The sequence below is a fragment of the Actinomadura sp. 1N219 genome (assembly GCF_044326405.1).
GTDB lineage: Bacteria > Actinomycetota > Actinomycetes > Streptosporangiales > Streptosporangiaceae > Spirillospora.
The window spans coordinates 136,046-153,388 of the sequence record NZ_JBIRAY010000012.1 but is presented as its reverse complement, the minus strand read 5'-3'; the positions used below and the strand labels follow the sequence as shown (position 1 = coordinate 153,388).

General features: G+C 74.0%; 11 protein-coding genes and 1 pseudogene. 5 read left to right on the top strand and 7 right to left on the bottom strand.

The features are described 5' to 3' along the window. The first annotated feature begins 53 nt into the window (after window positions 1–53). The 3 genes from ACH35V_RS31510 (at window position 54) to ACH35V_RS31500 (ending at window position 3,607) form a co-directional block, all read left to right on the top strand. The gene (locus ACH35V_RS31510) at window positions 54–911 is read left to right on the top strand and encodes an NADP-dependent oxidoreductase (RefSeq protein ID WP_395977951.1); all 858 of its coding nucleotides are present in this window, start codon (window positions 54–56) and stop codon (window positions 909–911) included. Window positions 912–1,112: 201 nt separating this feature from the next. Then, the gene (locus ACH35V_RS31505; RefSeq protein WP_395977949.1) at window positions 1,113–2,735 is read left to right on the top strand and encodes a hypothetical protein; all 1,623 of its coding nucleotides are present in this window, start codon (window positions 1,113–1,115) and stop codon (window positions 2,733–2,735) included. A 134-nt stretch (window positions 2,736–2,869) separates the two neighbouring features. Continuing rightward, complete coding sequence (locus ACH35V_RS31500) at window positions 2,870–3,607, top strand: thioesterase II family protein (protein ID WP_395977947.1); 738 nt, start codon at window positions 2,870–2,872, stop codon at window positions 3,605–3,607. 81 nt (window positions 3,608–3,688) lie between these two features. Here the strand turns inward: ACH35V_RS31500 and ACH35V_RS31495 are convergent, their stop codons facing one another. Next, window positions 3,689–4,759, bottom strand: coding sequence for a S1 family peptidase (locus ACH35V_RS31495; protein WP_395977945.1), 1,071 nt, complete (start codon window positions 4,757–4,759; stop codon window positions 3,689–3,691). Between the two features lie 199 nt (window positions 4,760–4,958). Further along, window positions 4,959–5,681 carry a S1 family peptidase gene (locus tag ACH35V_RS31490; RefSeq protein WP_395977943.1) on the bottom strand — a complete coding sequence of 241 codons (723 nt, stop codon included), beginning with the start codon at window positions 5,679–5,681 and terminating at the stop codon, window positions 4,959–4,961. 346 nt (window positions 5,682–6,027) lie between these two features. On the opposite strand from ACH35V_RS31490, the gene ACH35V_RS31485 reads away from it, so the two are divergent. After that, window positions 6,028–6,993 (top strand): ornithine cyclodeaminase family protein, encoded by a 966-nt coding sequence (locus ACH35V_RS31485; protein ID WP_395977941.1) that lies wholly within the window; start codon window positions 6,028–6,030, stop codon window positions 6,991–6,993. A gap of 290 nt (window positions 6,994–7,283) precedes the next feature. Continuing rightward, complete coding sequence (locus ACH35V_RS31480) at window positions 7,284–7,889, top strand: response regulator (protein WP_395977939.1); 606 nt, start codon at window positions 7,284–7,286, stop codon at window positions 7,887–7,889. 276 nt (window positions 7,890–8,165) lie between these two features. Here ACH35V_RS31480 and ACH35V_RS31475 read toward each other — a convergent pair. The 5 genes and pseudogenes from ACH35V_RS31475 to ACH35V_RS31455 form a co-directional block, all read right to left on the bottom strand. Beyond that, window positions 8,166–8,735, bottom strand: a pseudogene (locus ACH35V_RS31475) (ATP-binding cassette domain-containing protein); the annotation flags it as partial. 893 nt (window positions 8,736–9,628) lie between these two features. Next, window positions 9,629–11,320: an ABC transporter ATP-binding protein gene (locus ACH35V_RS31470; RefSeq protein WP_395977937.1), complete on the bottom strand. Its 1,692-nt coding sequence runs from the start codon at window positions 11,318–11,320 to the stop codon at window positions 9,629–9,631. 62 nt (window positions 11,321–11,382) lie between these two features. Continuing rightward, entirely contained in the window at window positions 11,383–11,493 is a 111-nt protein-coding gene (locus ACH35V_RS31465; RefSeq protein WP_131964803.1) for a SapB/AmfS family lanthipeptide, read from the bottom strand. Between the two features lie 6 nt (window positions 11,494–11,499). Further along, window positions 11,500–14,067 (bottom strand): class III lanthionine synthetase LanKC, encoded by a 2,568-nt coding sequence (gene lanKC / locus ACH35V_RS31460; protein ID WP_395977935.1) that lies wholly within the window; start codon window positions 14,065–14,067, stop codon window positions 11,500–11,502. 200 nt (window positions 14,068–14,267) lie between these two features. Then, a complete protein-coding gene (locus tag ACH35V_RS31455; RefSeq protein ID WP_395977933.1) occupies window positions 14,268–17,264 on the bottom strand; it encodes a BREX system ATP-binding domain-containing protein in 2,997 nt (998 codons plus the stop codon). Between the last annotated feature and the right edge of the window lie 79 nt (window positions 17,265–17,343).

Below are 17,343 nucleotides of genomic sequence, written 5' to 3'. Positions count from 1 at the left end.
GAGCAGTGCGGATTCATGACCGGGGCAGTAGTGACGGGCTTGTCTTGGAGGACGTGCCGTTGCCGCAGGCGGCCACCGGGGACGTGGTGGTTCGGGTGCGCGCGGCGGGGATCGTTCCGGACGAGCTCGACTGGCCCGGCACCTGGGTGGACCGGGCCGGGCGGGACCGGACGCCGTCCGTTCCCGCGCACGACGTCGCCGGAGAGGTCACCGAGGTCAGGTACGGGACGACCGGGTTCGCCGTGGGCGACCGCGTCTTCGGGCTGACCGACTGGCATCGCGACGGCGCGGCCGCCGAATACGTGGCCGTCGAGGCGCGGAATCTTGCGTTGCTGCCGCGCTCCCTTTCCTTCACCGATGCGGCCGCGCTGCCGTTGTCGGGGCTGACGGCCTGGCAGGGCCTTTTCGTGCACGGTGGGCTGGAGGCCGGGCAGACGGTCGTGGTTCACGGCGCCGGTGGCGGTACCGGCGTGCTGGCCGTGCAACTCGCTCGTCAGGCGGGGGCGCATGTGATCGCCACGGGGCGGGGGCGGGCCGCTGATCTCGCGATGAAGATGGGCGCGCACGGCTTCGTCGACCTGGAGAAGCAGAGTTTCGGTGAGGCCGTCGGTCTGGTGGATCTGGTCTTCGACACCATCGGCGGTGACCTGCTCGTTGAGTCTGCGACGAAGGTCAGAGCGGGGGGTGCTCTCGTCTCGGTCACCGCGCCGCCGCCGGTTCGGCCCGAGGGTGGACGGGCTGTCTTCTTCATCGTCGAGCCGAACCGTGACCAGCTCGCGGAACTGGCCGGACGGGCCGAGTCGGGCGAGCTTCGCCCGCATGTCGGGGCCGTCCATCCCCTGGCCGAGGCTCGCGAGGCGTTCCGGGCCAAGAACGCGGGCGTGCCCGGCAAGGTCGTCCTGCGGGTGTGAGCTATGCCACATTGGCACGGTCCTGATCGGGGATAGAGTGATCTTGTAATCCGGGACGGAACTCCCCGCAGGTGGTCCTTCCGAGGATTTCTCTATCCGGTTCTGCGCCCACTCACGACCTCTGTCCATGCACAGAAGGGAATTCCAGTGAGGCGCTGGAGAACAGGCCTGATCAGTGTTGCCGCGCTCGCGGCATTACTCGTGCCCGTACAGTCGGCCGCGGCCGACGGCCCCAAGGAGTCGCAGCCCCGCGACTTAGTTTCCGGGCCGAGCTACAAGCTCGGCCACAGCAAGATCAATGCTCCCGCGCGGAGGAGCGCGGCAGCGGACCACACGATCACGCTCCGCGCCGTCGACCTGGACGGCATCGCGAAGGCGCCCCTGGCGAGCCTGGTCGATCTGGCGACCGGTACGGAGTACCTGCTCACCGAGTCCGGCACCACGCTGACCGGCGTCGTCCCGGCCGGGGACTACAGCCTGACCGGGATCGTCCTCACGGGCAATCCCTTCTCGCCGAGCGACCTGGCCCTCTACGGCAACCCCACGCTCACCGTGGCCGGTGACGTCGATCTCACGCTGGACGCCGCGACGGCCACGGAGATCCACTCGGTCAGCCCGTCGGCGACCGCGACCGAGGTCCACAGCCACGCCCAGATCATCCAGACGATCGCCGGGCAGGAGCTCTCGGCGACCGTGAGCGGCAACCCCGAGGCGACCCTGCGCGCCTGGCCGTCGGCGAGCACCACGCGGCCGTACCACTTCATCTACGCGGAGAGCAAGACCGAGCCGCTGAACACGCTGCCGTCGCCGCGCGCCTACAAGCTGGCGTTCCCGACGACCGGCAGCGTCCCCGCGAACCTGACGTTCACCGCTGCCGAGAGCAGCCTGGCGCTGGTGAACACCACGTACGGGTCTCAGGGGGTGCCGTCCGACGGGACCGGCGCCCACTCCACGATCATCGACTTCGACGGCATCGGCGGGACCCCGATCGGGCTCTCGAACGTCCCCAACGCGGGCAGCGTCCAGCGGGTCTACTACACCGCGGGCGGCGTGCAGTGGATCGGAGGGAGCTACGTCTACAACGTGGGCAGCGTCCAGGTGCCGGAGAACCGGCTCGGGGTCCGCACCTACACCGCGGGAAGCACGTCCTCCGAGGTGTGGAACAAGGCCGCGTTCGGGCCCACCACGAGCGTCGGGCACGGTCAGGGGACGCTCATCTTCCGTCCGCTGGTGACCGACACGGGTCAGCCGGGCCACGACAACTACAGCGGCAACAACTCCACGGGGACGACCGGCACGATCACCCTGTACCGCAACGGCGTGCAGGTCGGCGTGAGCACCAACCCGCTGGCGGGCGACTGGACCGTCCCGGCCGCTTCCGCGACCTACCAGCTGCGCATGGTCACGCAGCGCACCACCGCCTGGTCGAAGTACGCCAAGAGCATCAACGCGCGCTGGACGTTCACGTCCGCCGAGCGGCCCGGCGACCCGTTCGACAACCAGTTCCGCCTGCTCCAGCCGCGGATCACCGGCGCCTACGACACCAGCGGGCGCGCGCCGTCCGGCACCACGTTCCCGCTGGACGTCGCCGTCCAACGCGCCGCCGGCGGGAGCGCGGTCACCTCGCTCTCGCTGCAGGCGTCGTTCAACGACGGCTCCACCTGGGTCACCGTGCCGCTGACCGCCAACGGCACCGACCGCTGGACGGCCAACGTCGCCCACCCCCTCACCCACAACGGCTTTGTGGCCCTGCGCTTCAACGCCTCCGACGGCTCCGGTAACTCGGTGCAGCAGACCGTGACCCGCGCCTACGGCCTGCGCTGACGCCAGGCCCTTCGCGGCCCCCGCCGCCCGCGCGGGCCGCCGGGGGCGCACCGCGTTCAGGGGTCCGATGCGCGGGGCTTTAGGGTGGCGGCGGGGGACAGGCGCGTCCCGCCGCCACGAGGAGGAGTGATCACGTGACCTGGTTCCGCTGCGCCGAGAGCCGGCCCTGGGCGTCGCTGCGGCTGTTCTGCCTGCCGCACGCGGGCGGGTCCGCGGTGTTCTACCGGCCGTGGGCCAAGGAGATCAACCCGGCCGTCGAGGTGCACGCCGTCCAGTACCCGGGACGCGCCGACCGGATGGCGGACGCGCTCGTCCCCGACGCGCACCAGCTCGCCCGCCTCGTCGCCGGGGCGATGGCGCCGCTGGCCGACCGCCCGGTCGCGCTGTTCGGGCACAGCATGGGCGCCGTCCTGGCGTACGAGGTGGCGCGGCTGCTGCAGGAGCGGGGCAGCGCGCCGGTGCACCTGTTCGCGTCCGGCGCTCGCCCGCCGCACGACCGCGGCGGCGACCGCGTCTCCGACCGGGACGACGACGGCGTGGTCGAGGAGATGCTGAAGCTCGGCGGCACCGACGCCGAGGCGCTGCGCGAGCCTGAGCTGCGGGAGCTGGTGCTGCCGTACGTCCGGAACGACTTCGCGCTGATCGAGAACTACGCGCACCGGGACGGCGTCCGGCTGGCCGTCCCGGTCACCGCGATCGTCGGGGACGCCGACCCGCACGTGACCGAGGAGCAGGCCGCCGGCTGGTCGGACGTCACCGACGGGCGGTTCGCGCTCACCGTCCTGCCCGGCGACCACTTCTACCTGCTGGAACGGCAGCGGGACGTCATCGCGGAGATCGTCCGCGCGCTCGAAGTCCCCGCGACCCCCTGAACGCCGGAAAGCGGCGGGCCGCCTCCACGGGAGTCCGTGCGGAGGCGGCCCGCCTACTCGGGTGCCGTTTCGATCAGCGGATCAGTAGATCTCGACGCCGTACACCTGCATCGGCTCGCTGACCGGCTGGAAGAACGTCGTCCCGCCGGACGAGCAGTTGCCGCTGCCGCCGGAGGTGAGACCGATCGCGACCGCGCCGGCGATCAGCGAGCCGCCGCTGTCGCCCGGCTCGGCGCACACGTTGGTGCGGATCAGGCCGCTGACGCTGCCCTCCTGGTAGTTGACGGTCTGGTTGAGCGCGTTGACGGAGCCGCTGTGCACCTGGGTGGTGCTGCCGCTGCGCGTCACCTGCTGCCCGACCGTCGCGTTGCCGGCGCTGGTGATGTCACGGGTGCCCTGGCTGTAGAGGCTGACGGCGCCCTGGGTGTCCGCCGGGGTGGACGTGTACTTCACGATGCCGTAGTCGTTGCCGGGGAAGCTGCTGCCCGACACGGTGCCGAGCGTCTGCCCGGCGCTGTCCGTCCACGTCGTGCCGATGTTCGTGCAGTGCCCGGCGGTGATGAAGAAGTACTCGCTTCCCTTCTTGACGTTGAAGCCCAGCGAGCAGCGGGATCCGCCGGTGCGGATGGCCTCGCCGCCGAGCGTGAACTTCTGGAACTTCCCGGCGACCTGCTCGGTCCTGACGGCCGCGCCGTGCTTGGCCGCGGCGGCCTTGACCTTCTGCAGCTTCGCGCCGGTGACGGTGCTGTCCATCGTGAGCAGGACCTGGTTGGCGGCCGGGTCGACGGCCCAGGCGGTGCCCGGGATCGTCGCGTCCTGCTTGAGCGCGGACATGACCTTCTTCAGGTACGAGCCGTTGCGCGCGACGGTCTTCGGGACGGCGCCCGCGTCGCGCACGGTCTGCGCGGCCTTGGCGTCCGTGACCGTGACGACGAGCTTGCCGCCCTTCAGGTAGGAGCCCGCGGACCGGGCGCCGAGCTGCTTGGCGAGCGTCGTCGACGTCTCGCCGGGACCTGCGGGAGCGGCGGCGGCCACGGGAGCTGCGGCCGACGTCGTGGACACGGTGGGAGCGACGGCGAGCGCGCCCGCCACGAGAGCGGCCGTCGCCGTGGGCACGGCGACGGTGAGCACACGCCTCTTGGTGATCTTCAACTATGCCTCCACGGGGGGTTGGGCACACCCTGCTGGTGCACCGGAGGTCCTGGGACATCCTGGTGGAAATGTCAAGGCAGACGTAAGACGCAGATAGTGACCAATTCAGGACAGAGCGCTTGTCACCCTGACGGTGGCTCCGTGGTCAGCGCGGCAAAACAGGGCCTGCACCGGACCAAAGGAACCGATTCGGCAGCTGTCAGTAGACCTCCAATCCGTAGGCGTCGAGCGGCTCGCCGATCGGCTGGACGAACGACGTCCCGCCGGGGCAGCGGCCTTCGGCGCCCACGAGGATCCCGATGGCGAGGTGGTCGGCGAAGACCGGTGCGCCGCTGTCGCCGGGCCCGCCGCACACCGAGATGCGGATCAGGCCGCCGACGGCGCCCTCCGCGTGGTTCACCGTCTGGTTCAGCGCCCTGACCTGGCCGGTCCGGGTGCCGATGGGGGACGTGACGGTCACGTGCTGGCCCACCTGGGGAGTTGCGACGCCGATGATGTCGTAGAACTCGCCGTTGACTCTGACGCCGCCCTGGGTGTCCTCCGGAGGAGAGGCGTAGCGGACGATGCCGTAGTCGTTGCCGGGGAAGCTGCTGCCGCCGGTGCTGCCGAGCGTCCGTCCGGAGGCGTCCGTCCATGTGCTGCCGGATCTGGCGCAGTGGCCCGCCGTCAGGAAGAAGTACGCGTCCTTCCCCTTGAGGTTGAAACCCAGCACGCAGCGGGTTCCGGCGGTGTGGATGGCGTCGCCTCCCAGGGCCGGGGCCGCGCTCGACGCGGCGGCGCCCGGGACGGCGGCGGACGGGACGGTGGCGGACGCGTGCGCGGCGGGAGCGGTCAGAGTGGCGGGGGCGGTGGCGAGCGACGCCGCCAGCAGCCCCGCCGCCGCGATGGCGGTGCCGCGCGCACGCGCGGGTAAGGACTTCACGGTGCCTCCAAGGGAGCGGGCGCGCCCTGATGGCGCGTCGGAGGTCACGGTCATGCTGAAAGAATGCTGAACAAGGCGTAAGGCAAGAAAGTGACAAATCGGTGAGGTCATGATTGTCACAATGGGTGGTCGGCCGTCTACCCGAGCGTCACGGTGGCCGATGCGCGGCGGGCGGCCGCGCCCGTGGACGCGCCGCGCCGGGACGCGGCCGTCCGTCCGATTGGGGCTCTGCGAGCGCTGAAAAGCGGCCCGTGCAATAGACCAATTCCGCCGCCTGGCGCATTGGCCCCGGCGGCCGGGCCGTCCGGTAGTGACGCCGCGATGGCCGGGACGGGAGAATGGTCCGGTGACGCTCCTTTTGACCCGTTCCGACCTTGAAGCGCTCCTCGACCCCGCCGGCTGCCTGGACGCGCTGCGCCGCGGCTTCAGGGCGCGGGAGGGCGAGGCCGTGGCGCGCCGGGTGGTGGGCAGGCTGCCGGGGCAGGGCACCGCGACGGCGCTGCTGCCCGGCCTGGTCGAGGAGATCCCCGCCTACACGGTGAAGGTCAACGCCAAGTTCCCGGGGAGCCGTCCGGCGCTGCGCGGCGTCGTCTGCCTGCACGACCTCGGCACCGGCGAGCTGCTGGCGCAGCTCGACTCGGCCACCGTGACCGCGTGGCGGACCGGCCTCGCCGCCGCGCTCGGCACGCACGCGCTGGCCCGTCCCGACGCGGACGCGGTCGCGGTGATCGGCGCCGGGGCGCAGGCGGAGCTGGTCATGCGGGGGCTGCCCGAGCTGCGCGCGGTGGGCCGCCTCACCGTCTGCGACCTGGACGCGGGCCGGGCCGCCGGGTTCGCCGAGCGGCACGGCGAGCGGCTCGGCCTGGCCGGGGAGGGCGCGGTCTCCGTCGCGGCGGACCCGCGCGCCGCCGTCGCGGACGCCGGGATCGTCGTCATGGCGACGTGGGCGCGCCGCCCGATCCTGCACGCCGCGGACGTGGCGAGCGGGACGCACATCACCTCCCTCGGGGCGGACGAGCCCGGCAAGGCGGAGCTGTCCGCCGACCTGCTGGAGGGGGCCCGCGTGGTCGTCGACGACGTGCCGCTCGCCGTGGAGATGGGCGTGCTGGCCAGTGCCGGACTCGATGTGAAGCACGCCGCCGGGACGCTCCGCGACCTGCTGTGCGGCCAGGTGCCCGGACGGGTGAAGGGCAGCGAGATCACCGTCTACGCCCCGGTCGGGCTTCCCTGGCAGGATCTCGCGGTGAGCTGGGCCGCTTACCGCGCGGCCCGCGCTGCGGGCGTGGGAACCGAGTTCGACTTTCTTTCTTGATCATGTGTAGGACGTACTCTTTGTGGTATGAGTGCGTCCGGAATGGCCGCTTTGTGTCGCTCTTTACAATGACGCCATGAATAGTGTTGACTCCGGGCGGTAGGTCATCCTCCTGACTATATCTCCGTCAAGGTGGCCCCTATGGAAGATCGTTTTTGTCCGGCTCAGCCCGGTCTTCCCACCCGATCTCCGCCCCCAGACCCCGGCCGGAATGCGATTCGGGAAAAACGTTCGCATGAGTCGCGGCGGTTTTGCCGCGTGTCGCCGTCGGTCAAGGCTAGGAGACGAAAATGATTCGGGTTCTGCTCGCCGAGGGGGCTCCCCTCCTCCGCGGCGGGTTAGTCGCGTTGTTCGACGATGTGAAAGACCTCGATGTCGTCGCCGCGATCGGCACCGGTGACCAGGTGCTCGCGACCGCACGCAGACGTCGGCCCGACGTCGCGCTCATCGACGTCGGGCTCCCCGGCCTGGACGGTTTCGCCGCGGCGTGCGCGATCCGCGAGGCCGTGCCCGAATGCCGCACCGTCCTCATGTCGGGCCGGCGCCGGTCCGGCGACCTGCGCCGCGCGGTGGCCGCCCGGGCGGCCGGACTGGTGCTGAAGGACACCTCGCCCGGCGATCTGGTGGACGCGATCCGGCAGGCCGCGAAAGGGGCCCGCGTCATCGACCCCGACATGGCCTTCACCGAGCTCGGCTCGGTGCGGAGCCCGCTCACCGAGCGGGAGGTCGAGGTGCTCGCCCTCGCGTCACGGGGCGCGTCCGCGGCGCAGATCGCCGAGGACCTCGTCCTGACGATCGGCACCGTTCGCAACCACCTGTCCCGCATCAACCGCAAGATCGGCGCGCGGAACCGGATCCACGCCGTCCGGATCGCCGAGGAAGCGGGGTGGCTCTGAATTGCAGGGTGGCTCTGAATCGCGGGGCGGCTCCGAATCGCGGGGCGGCTCCGAATTCCAGCGGCCGATGAGGTCGCGGTAGAGGGGTGAGACCGCGGGCAGGTCGGCGTGCCGTCCGATCTGCGCGCGGGTCCCGTCCAGGACCAGGACGCGCCGCGCCCGCGCCGCGGAGCTGATCCGGTGCGCGATGACGATCAGCGTGCCGGGGCGCCGCGCGAACGCCTCCTCCGCCCGCGCCTCGGCGGACGCGCCGAGCCGGTAGGCCGCCTCGTCCAGGACGACGACCGGCTGCGGCGCGAGATACGCCCGGCACAGCGCGATGAGCTGCCGGTCGGCCTCCGACAGGTCCGCCGGGTCGACCGGCGCGCCGTACCCGCCGAGGTCCTCGACGAGCCGCGCCAGCCCGACCTCGTCCACGGCGCGCTCCACCTGCTCCGGCGCGGCGTCCGGCGCGTAGTAGGCGAGGTTGTCGCGCAGGGAGCCGCTGAACACGTACGCCTCCTGCGGGATGAGCACCCGCCGGTCCGGGTCGCCGGGCGGGAGGCCGTCCACCAGCACCTCGCCGGCGGTGGGGGAGACCAGGCCCGCGATCAGGGCGGCGAGCGTCGACTTCCCGATCCCGCTGGGGCCGACCACGGCGAGGTGGTCGCCGCGCGGGACGACGAGGTCGAGGTCCTCGATCACCGGCCGCGCGCCCTCCCCGTACGCGAACGACACACCGCGCAGCTCGACCGCCGGCGCGTCCGCGACGGGGGCCGCCGCCTCCGGCCGGGCGGGCGGCGCGGGCGCGCTCGTCTCCAGGATGCGCGCGAGCGTCACCGCCAGCCGCAGCCCGCTGCCGCCCATGCCGTGCACGAGCGTCCGCAGTGCGGGCTGCAGCCCGTGCAGGACGTAGGTCAGCGCGCCGATCAGGACCCCCGGCGTGGCGCCGCGCCGCATCAGCCACGGCGCCGCCGCCAGGATGAGCAGCAGCGGCAGCCATCCGCTCACCGCGAGCGACACGGCGCGCAGCGCCGCGAACCGCGCCACCGCCCGCCCCGCCGCGGCCTGCGCCTCCACCGACGCGCCCATCTCGGCGCGCAGGACGTCCTCGCCGCCGCAGGCGACGGCGTCCCGCAGGCCCCCGGCCAGCGCCGTGGTGCGCTCGGCGATGTCCTCCTCGCCGACGACCAGGGCCCGCTGCCGGACGGCCGCCGCGCCGAACACCGCGCCGAACAGCAGCAGCCCCAGCACCAGCGGCGGCACCACCAGCAGTGCCACCTCGGGCATCAGGGTCGCCATGCCGATCAGCGCCGCGCCGGTCGCGAACAGGAAACCGCGCACGACGACGAGCAGCCCGCCGAACGTGTCCCGGACGATCTCCACCTGGTGCGTGAGCCGGGCGACCGCCCCCGTGTCGGGCCGCCCGCCCATCGACCGGCGCAGCGCCCCGTCCGCGACGCGGCGGACGAGGTCGTCGCGGAACGGCTCCACGATCGCGGCGAGCGCCGGATAGAGGCGGCGGCTGCCGAATGCCCCGGCAGCCGCCGCAAGCGCGAGGACGCCCAGCCAGATGACCGCCTCTTTCGTGCGTCCGGTCCGGAACGCGTCGACGGCCTCGCCGACGGCGCGGCCGAACACCGCCGTCGGCACCGCCTCGACCGCCGACCACGCGGCGGCCCGCGCGACCGCGCGCGGCTGGGCCCGGACCGCGTCGCCGACCGTCTGCCGCAGTACCCGCGCGGCCTCCCGCCTGCTCCTCACCCGGCACCCCCGAAGAGCGCGCGGTAGTCGGGGTCGCGCCAGAGTTTCGCGTGCGGGGCCAGGGAGCGGACGCGGCCGTCCTCCAGCCACGCGACGAGGTCGGCGCGGGCCGCCGTCGACGCCCGGTGCGTGATGATCAGGCGGGTGCGGCCCGCGAGCCGGTCCAGCAGCGCGTCGGTGATCTGCAGCTCGGTGACGGTGTCGAGGCTGGACGTCGCGTCGTCCAGCACGAGGACGCGCCCGGCGTGCGCGAACGCCCGCGCGAGGCCCATCCGCTGCAGCTCGCCGCCCGACATCGGCGCGTCGGCGAGCGGGGTCGCGTACCCGCGCGGGAGGCGGCGGATGAAGTCGTCGGCGCGGGCCGCCCGCGCCGACTCGCGCACCCACGCGTCCGGCGGCCGCGACGGCCCGAACGCGAGCGCGTCCTGGACGGTGCCGCCGAACAGCGCTGGCCGGGCGAACGCGTAGCCGATCTCGCGGCGCAGCGCCTCCCGGGTGAGGTCGGGGAGGGGCGTCCCGTCCAGCAGGACCTGCCCCTGGTCGGGGTCGGCGAGGCGCCCGGCGAGCGCGGCGAGCTCCGACGCGCCGGACCGTCCGGCGACGGCGACGGCGAGGCCGCCGGGGACGGTCAGGTCCAGGCCGTCCAGCGCGCCGCCGGCGGCGGTGACGCCGCGGAAGTCCAGCCGGCCGGGCCCGGAGGCGAGGGTCTCGGCGCCGTGGCCGGGGGCGGGGAGCGCGAGGATCTCGGCGGCGCGGGCGGCCCCGGCGCGGGCGCGGGCGAGGCGGAGCAGCTGCGTCAGGACGGGCCCGAACCCGGCCGCGAGCCCCGCGTACTGGACGGTCGCGACCAGCTCGCCCGGCGTGAGCCGTCCCGCCGCCAGCTCCGCGCCCGCCACCCCGACGGCCGCGATCTGCAGGAGCAGCAGCGCCAGCAGCCCCCGCGCCGCGATGCCGCCCTGGACCCGCCACATCGTCTCGCCCTCGGCGCGCAGCCCGGGCAGCGGCTCCAGGACGCGGCCGGTCTCGCGGTCCGCGGTCCCGGCGGCGGCGATCGTCCGGCACCCGGCGAGGGCCTCGGCGAGCCGGCCCGCGATCGTCCCCTGGACGGTGAGGTAGCGGTGCGCGGTCGCGCTGATGTCGCGGACGAACGCGCGCAGCAGCAGCGCGATGACCGGCAGCGCCACCGCGATCGCCGCCGCGACCCGCCAGTCGATCAGGAACAGCGCGACCAGCGCCCCGGCGGCGGGCACCAGGCCCACGGCGGCCTCCGGCGCGGCGGCGGGCGCCACCCCGGCCTCGGCCGCGCCGCCGACGACGCGTCCGGCGACGTCGCCCGGCGGGACGCGCAGCGCCGGCCCGACCGCGAGGACGTGCCCGACCAGCGTGTGCCGCAGCCACGCCGTCGACCGCGCGGCCGCGCAGCCGGTCGCGAGCTCCGACAGCACCTCCGTCAGGGCGGACGCGATGACGAGCGCGACGCACGGCCACACCGCGGCGGCGGCCGGGGCCCCGCCGGGCGGCACCGCGTCGATCGCGCGGGCCAGCGCGTACGGGAGCAGCACGGCCGCGGCCGCGTCCGCCAGCGCGGCGGCGGCCACGAGCGCGGTCCAGCCGCGGGCGCGCCCGGCGGCGCGCAGCAGCAGCCGGTTCGCCCCGGCCGTGGGGCTCGCGGCGGGAAGGGTGGTCATGAGATCTCCAGAACGGGGGGCGGCCATGGCCCCGATGAGGGGACCATGGCCGCCTGCTGCCGTTACAGGCAGATGGTGACACTGTGGGAGCTGTGGCAGAGAATGCTCAGGCTGCTGTTACCGCCGCCGCCGCCGTTCTCGCTCACCATCCCCTGAAGGTCGAGAAGCGCCATGTTTCTTCACCTCCTTTCGGGCTGGATAGAGGTGGCCGCCGTGAGGGTTCCCACGGGGAGCTCGTGTTCCGTTCGGAAGAACGGGAGGCCGGGGGCCGGGTCGTGGAGTGCCGCGCCCAGGGCCAGCAGGACGCCGGCCGTTCCGGTCGCCAGGTCCATGGACAGGCGGTACATGTGCTCGCCCGGGAACGCGAGCCCGTCCCCGTAAGGCAGCGCGTGCCAGGCCAGGTCGCGGACGTGCCCCGCCACCCGCGGGTCGTCGCGGCCGTGGCGGGCCAGGTAGAGCAGCATCCCGGCGCGCCCGCCGAACAGGCTCGGCTGCGCGTAGTACCGGGACATCGCGGCGACGCGGATCCCGCGCCGCGCGCGCTCGAACTCCTCGTCCGGGCGGAGCGCGAGGTACTCGTCCAGGACGAGGCCGATCCCGACGCTGCCGCGGCCGAGGTAGGGGAACACCCGGTTGCCCTGGTCGACGTGCAGCGCGCCGTTGTGGTCGGTGACGCAGGCGGCTAGGTCGCGGCGCAGCGCGGCAGCGGCGTGGTCGAGCAGGGCCGCGTCGCCGGTCCGCTCGTAGCACCGGACGAACATCAGCGCCGCGCCCGCGCCGCCGTGCATCAGGCCGGGGCGGGCGCTCGGGCCGTCCGCCGCGCCGTCAACCGTGCGCCCGGCGACGATCTTGGCGGCGCGGCGCGCGTCGTCGTGCAAGGACGTCTCGCCGGTCGTGTCGGCGAGGTCGTCCAGCGCGAGCGCCATGCCGGGCAGCCCGCCGTACAGGTCGTCGCCGAGCCGCTCCCACCGCTCGTTCAGGCAGTGGCCCGCGGCGGTGAGCGCGTCCTCGCCGCGGCCGAGGCGGGCGAGCACGTACGCGGCCCCGAGCAGCCCGTCGTACAGGCCGATGCCGGTGCCGCGCTTCGGGTCGGCGGCACGCGCGGCCAGCCATTCCTCGTGCGCGGGGAGGCGGCCCGCGCCCGTCGCACCGAGCGCGTACAGGACGCCCGCGGCGCCGTGCGCGAGCCCGAGCGACGCGCCGTCGAACTGCTCCGGGTCGCCCGGGAACAGCCGGTCGGCGCGGTCGAGGGTCGCGCTCGCGCGGATCGCCCGCGACAGCGACCGCCTGGCGCGTTCCCAGCCCCGCGCGTCCGGGACGAACTCGGGCGCGGCCACCGGCTCGGCGCCCCGCGTGATCCGCTCCACCGCCTCGTCGAGGAACGCCCGCGGCACCGGGAAGTTGGCGGCGATCAGGTCGGCGAGCTGCGGCGCCTTGCCCCGGTCGATGACGAACAGCGTGGTCAGCGGGACGAACAGCGCCAGCCGCAGGCACGCCAGGCTGTAGAGGTCCACATCGGCGCCGCGCCGGTCGGGCGGGGCGAGGAACGCCGGGTTGGCGAGGGTCTGCCGGCCGCCGTCGGACGCGGGCGCCGCCGTCTCGAAGTCGATCAGCGCGGCGGAGTCGTCCGGGCGGACCATCACGTTGAACATGTGCAGGTCGTTGAACACGACGCCGCGCTCGTGGATCGCGGCGACCACCCGCTCGACGCCCTCGTGGACGCGCAGCGCCCATTCGGTGTAGGCGGCGGTCTTTTCCGGATCCGGGTCGGGATCGAGCATCGGATGCCGTTCCGCGAAGAACGTGTTGAGCGTCCGCCCCTCGATGAACTCCTGCACGAGGAAATGGTGCTCGCCGAGCGTGAACCAGTCGAGCGCGGCGGGCACGCCGTCGATTCCGCCGAGTTTCCTGAGAACGTCGCGTTCCCGTTCGATGCGGGTTACCGCGTCCGCTCCGTCGGCGGCGAGGCCGGCATGGGGACGTCCCTCTTTCAGGACGACCTTCCGCCCGGAACGGGTGTCGGTAGCCTCATAAACGCCCCCGCCGTTGGAGAAATGCAGGGCCTTGGTGATCTGGTACGGCAGATCGGTCGTCGTCGTCGCGCCGCGCGCTTTGAGATGCGGTTCCAGGCAGGTGGGGACGGTCACCCATCCGGGGACGGAGAACACCGGCTCGCGGCGGTCGGGCACCAGCTCCCCGTCGCCGTTCTCCAGCGCGGGGACGAGCTTGCCCTTCTCGTCCAGGCAGCGCCGCTCGGCGAAGCCGCCGTACCTGACGTGCAGCGGCCCGTCGCCTATGCGCAGGTCACTGAGGATGTAGGGGCCGGGAAGGCCGTCCAGCCGGGCGCCGAGCCCGGCCAGGACGCGTTCCAGCTCGCGCTCGTCCTCGGGGTAGATCGTGACGAGCTTGCCGCTCGCCCCGCGCGGCGCGTACTTGGCGTTCCGCATCCGGAGCGTGCCGGGGCCGCGCAGATGCTTGAACTCGATGTCGTTGTCGACGCAGTACTCCCAGGCGCCGGAAAGGATCTCGGCGGCGCTTTCCGCACACCCTGAAACGTGCACTTTCCAGCCCTGGAGCGGAGCGCGGCTCTGCGGCGGATCGTAGACGACCCATTCGTCGCCGAAAATCTGCTCCCAGCCCGCCGGAAGATCACGCCGGGTGATTTCGAAGTCCGTGCGGCGGGTGACGGGTGGCGCGTCGTAGAACAGCTTGTCCGCGAGGCAGTAAAGCTCATACCCCTTGTCCACTGCGGCATTCCCTTCTGCGCGCGCCGGCCCGTTTGGCGCTCACAATGGAAAAGCGTCCCAGTCTGGACAGGTATAGGCCAGTACCTGAAATAACGAATGACCCGTGAAGAACTACCGCCCGCCGTGTGCGCGCGTCACCGTACCGGCGCGCCACCTGGAGAGGGGACGGCCGGGACGGCCCGGACGGGGGAGGAGGGCGGTCAGCCGAGCCCTTCGCGGTGCGCGACGGCGGCGGCCTGGGTGCGGCTGGCGACGTTCAGCTTGGCGAGGATGTTGGAGACGTGGACGCTCGCCGTCTTCGGGGAGATGAACAGCCTCGCGGCGATCTCCCGGTTGCCGAGCCCGTCCGCGACCAGCTTCAGCACCTCGCGCTCCCGCCCGGTCAGCGACCCGAGCGGTCCGGCCGACCCCCGCCCGGCCGAGCCGGGAGTGGGCGCCCCGCCCGCGGGCCCGAGGCGGGCGCGGGTTCCGAGGTCGCGCAGCGCGGCCAGCAGCGGCTCCGCGCCGAGCCGCGCGGCGGTCGCGGCGGCCGACCGCCACTCCGCCGCGGCCGCGTCCCGGTCGCCGTTCTCGGCGAGCGCCTCGGCCAGCCGCCACCGCGACCGCGCCACCTCGTAGACGAACCCGCCGCCCGCGTCGCCGTAGGTGAACAGGTCGGCCGCCTTCCGCCACAGGCCCGCGTCGTGGACGCCGTCCACGCGGCGCCGCTCGGCCTCCGCGCGGGCCAGCCAGGCGTGCCCTTCGAGCCCGAGCCAGGCGCGGGGCAGCCCGTCGGTGTTGACCGTGAAGACCGTCTTGGCGCGGCGCAGCAACTCGTCGGCGGCCTCCGCCGCCGCCCGCACCGCGGCCTCGTCGCCGGCGGCGCGGGCGCGGGACGCGATCTCGGCGTGCGCCCACAGTCCCGTCGCCGCGAGCCGGATCGCGCCGTCCGTCTCACCGTAGGCGGTGCAGAGGACGTGCCCGACGTGCTCGATCGCCGCGTGCGGATCGCCGTTCCACAGGGCGTGCTCGGCCGCGAGGCCCCGCGCCAGGTAGTTGAGGAAGAGGTCCTCGCCCCACTGCGGCTCGATCCAGCGCAGCCGCTCGTCCGCGCGCGGCGTGCCCTGCGCGACCTCGACGAACAGCGCGTACGCGGAGATCTGCGCCTCCGCCGGCCGGACGACCTGCACCGCGAACTCGTCGGCGAGCCGGTTCGCCTCCGCCCAGTCCCCGGCCGTGTAGTGGATCAGATACCGCAGGGACCGCATGATGATGCCGTACGTGCTCCACCGCAGGCCCTTGTCCAGGACGAACCGCACGCCCGCGTCGGCGGCCCGCGCCGCGCCCGCGAGGTCGCCGCGGTCGAACATCGTCCGGGCGTGGTGGTACCTGGCGCGCACCGCCGCCTGCGGGCTGTCGCCGGCCGCGTCCGCCAGGTCGCGGGCCCGCGCGAACACCTCCGCCACCCCCGAGTCGGCCTCCCGCGACTCCCGCCACAGCCCGAGCGTGACCAGCAGCGCCGCCTCGGCGCCGGAGATCCCGGCGGCGCGGGCCTCCGCGACGGACTTCTCCGCGAACTCCGGCATCTCGCCGTCCGGGTCCCGGTAGAGCAGCGAGCGGGCGTAGGTGGCGAGCGCCCAGGCGCGCTCGGGCGCCTGCGGGTCGTCCGCCAGCATCGCCACCGCCTCCCGCGCGGTCGCCTGCGACTCCTCGTCCTCGTCGATGTTGCCCAGATAGGTCGCCAGCTGCTCGCGGATCTCGGCGCCGAGCCGCAGGTCCGCCGGGTCGGCGGCGTCCAGCAGGCGGCGGAGCCGGTGCACGGCGCGGCGCGGCTCCCCGGCCCGCGCCGACTCCCGCGCGGCCGTCAGGGACAGCCGCATCCGGGTGACCCCCGACGCGGATTCGGGATCCGGGACGGCGTCCCACAGCTCCAGCGCCCGCTCGTAATGCTCGAACGCCTCGGCGGGCGCGCCGAGCCGCCCCGCCTCCCGGCCCGCCCGGACGGACGCGGCGAACGCGGCGGGCAGGTCGTGCGCGGCGAGGCTGTGGTGGGCCAGCTCCGCCGCGGACCCGCGCGTCCCGTCGGGGAGATCGGCGAGCAGCCGCGCGAAGTCGGCGTGCAGCCGGGTCCGCTCGCCCGGCAGCAGGTCGGCGTAGACGGCCTCGCGGAGCAGCGCGTGCCGGAACGTGTACCCGGTCCCGGACGGGACGAGCAGCTGGTGCGACACGACCTCGCGGAGCGCCTCGCCGACGTCCGCCTCGTCCAGGCCGGACACGCGGCGGGCCAGCTCGTCGTCGATGCGGCGCCCGGCGACCGCCGCGACCCGCACGACGCGCTGCCCGGCGTCCGTGAGCCGCTCCATCCGCGACAGCAGCAGGTCGGCGAGCCCGGACGGCAGCTCCGCCGGCTCGCCGGGCACGTCGAGCCCGGCGGAGTACAGCTCGGCGGCATAGAACGGGTTCCCTTCCGACCGGCGGTGCACCCGCTCCACGGCCTCCGCCGTCACCGGCGCGGCCCCCCGCGACAGCTCGGCGAGGTACTCCGCGGTCTCGCCGGGCCCGAACGGGGCGACGGGGACGCCGGTCACGTTCGGCAGCCGCAGCAGCTCCGCCACCACCGGCCGCAGCGGATGCCGCCGGTGCAGGTCGTCCGACCGGTACGTGCCGACGAGGCACACCCGCTCGCGCTGCAGGACGCGGCAGAAGAACGTCAGCAGATGCCGGGTGGACCGGTCGGCCCAGTGCAGGTCCTCCAGGACGAGCAGGACGGGCCGCTCCTGCCCCAGCTCGCCGAGCAGCCCGAGCGCCGCCCCGAACAGCTGCTGCTGGCCGAGCTCCGCCACCGATCCGGGGTCGGCGCCGCTGTCGGGCAGCAGGCGTCCGAGCACCGGGCGGGCGTCGAGCGCGGCGCGGACCGCGTCCGACTCCGGGGCGCCGGACTGCGCGGCCGTCCAGAGCGCGTCCGCGAGCGGCAGGTACGGCATGCTCTCGCCCAGCTCGGCGCACTGCCCGACGAGCACGGCGAAGCCGTCCTCGCGGGCGGCCCGGGTCAGCGCGGACACCAGATGCGACTTCCCCACGCCCGCGTCTCCGCTGACCAGCACGGCCCCGGCGCCGCCCGCCGCCGCCCGCGCCAGCGCGGCCCTCAGCTCCGCGAACTCGGCCGCCCTGCCGATCAGCACGAATACGCCCCTTCCGGTCACCGGCCAGTATCCCACCTGGCGGGACGTGACCAGGCCGGGAGCTGGAGCGGGTCGGACGTGAACGGGCCCCGGATCCGGGGAGGGATCCAGGGCC